At 56.8% G+C, this 1,177-nt stretch carries 1 protein-coding gene and 2 tRNA genes; 1 reads left to right on the top strand and 2 read right to left on the bottom strand.

The genetic code is table 11. The features are described from left to right. The coding region (locus ACTQ05_RS09515; RefSeq protein ID WP_441538967.1) for a hypothetical protein at positions 1 to 264 on the bottom strand (264 nt) is incomplete at its 3' end. Between the two features lie 169 nt (positions 265 to 433). Here ACTQ05_RS09515 and ACTQ05_RS09510 point away from each other — a divergent pair. Continuing rightward, positions 434 to 509: transfer RNA gene (locus ACTQ05_RS09510), tRNA-Ile, on the top strand. Between the two features lie 208 nt (positions 510 to 717). On the opposite strand, the gene ACTQ05_RS09505 is transcribed toward ACTQ05_RS09510, so the two are convergent. Continuing rightward, positions 718 to 790, bottom strand: a tRNA-Ala gene (locus ACTQ05_RS09505). Positions 791 to 1,177 lie beyond the last annotated feature (387 nt).

The following is a 1,177-nucleotide window of genomic DNA, read 5'->3' as shown; positions in this document are numbered from 1 at the left end:
CATTATCGGGACCAATCGCGCCCCCGCCCACCCGGCGATCTCAAAACCATGCCGGTTTACGGGGCCAGGCCGGGAACCCTCGGGCATGCCGTAATCGGTAAAATCAAAACCGCAGGTAGACGACTTGCGAATTTCGTGAGATGCAGGGTATGGACGGCCGGTCCGGGTCCAGCCCCGTAATCCGGCATGGTTTTGAAATGGCATCAGTTCGCCGATGGTTAAATCTATTTGCAGTCTTGGGATAATGGCTTGAACAATTCCCATCCAGTGATATTTCTTGTGATGCATCTTGATTGTCAGGGAATACCGGGTGTTAAAAACATGGCTTGATCGTGCGTTGTGCGACATGCTTGTGCATGGTAGTATTTCAAATCGTGATTTAACCCGATGGGAAATGAATTTCCATTGTTGAAATTATTATCACAGTACATAAGGGCTCTTGGCGCAACGGTTAGCGCAGGGGACTCATAATCCCTGGGTTCTGGGTTCGAATCCCGGAGGGCCCACCAGAGTATTTCGAGGCCGGGCAACACGCCTGGCCTCTTTACATTGCGTTGACGCCTTATTTTGGCCTGCAATGGCGTAGGGCGTTAATTTCATTCATATTTGCAATTTAGGATGGATTTACTTCAACAGCCACTAGGTAAAGATAAACTGTAGGACGATTGATATGAAAAAAGGCCCCAACTTGCGTTGGAGCCTCATTTAATGCTCGGGTGGAGACGAGGGGGATCGAACCCCTGACCTCTTGACTGCCAGTCAAGCGCTCTCCCAGCTGAGCTACGCCCCCGTGCGAAGAAGTACTATACGGTAACTCCCGCGCCGATGCAAGGACAATTGCGTAAAAAACTTTCGGCTGCGGGGCGGGGTTTGGGGGAGGGGCTCGGGAGCGTGGGGCCCGCGGTGCCCTAACCGGCGCGCGGGGCGCGCCCCGCGGGCGGCGGCGTGGCCGCCGCCCCCCCTCTCCGGCGCCCTTGGGACATCTCGAGTCCCGCCGACCGCCGTTTTTTCGCTTCCGCGGCGCGGGCCGCCATCCGCCCAACGGCCATCCTGCCGGCACCAGGCCCATTATCGGGACCAATCGCGCCCCCGCCCACCCGGCGATCTCAAAACCATGCCGGTTTACGGGGCCAGGCCGGGAACCCTCGGGCATGCCGTAATCGGTAAAATCAAAACC

Origin of the sequence: Collinsella sp. LCP21S3_A9 (assembly GCF_052118785.1) — a bacterium.
Classification (GTDB): domain Bacteria; phylum Actinomycetota; class Coriobacteriia; order Coriobacteriales; family Coriobacteriaceae; genus Collinsella.
This window is presented reverse-complemented; position numbering and strand designations above follow the sequence as displayed.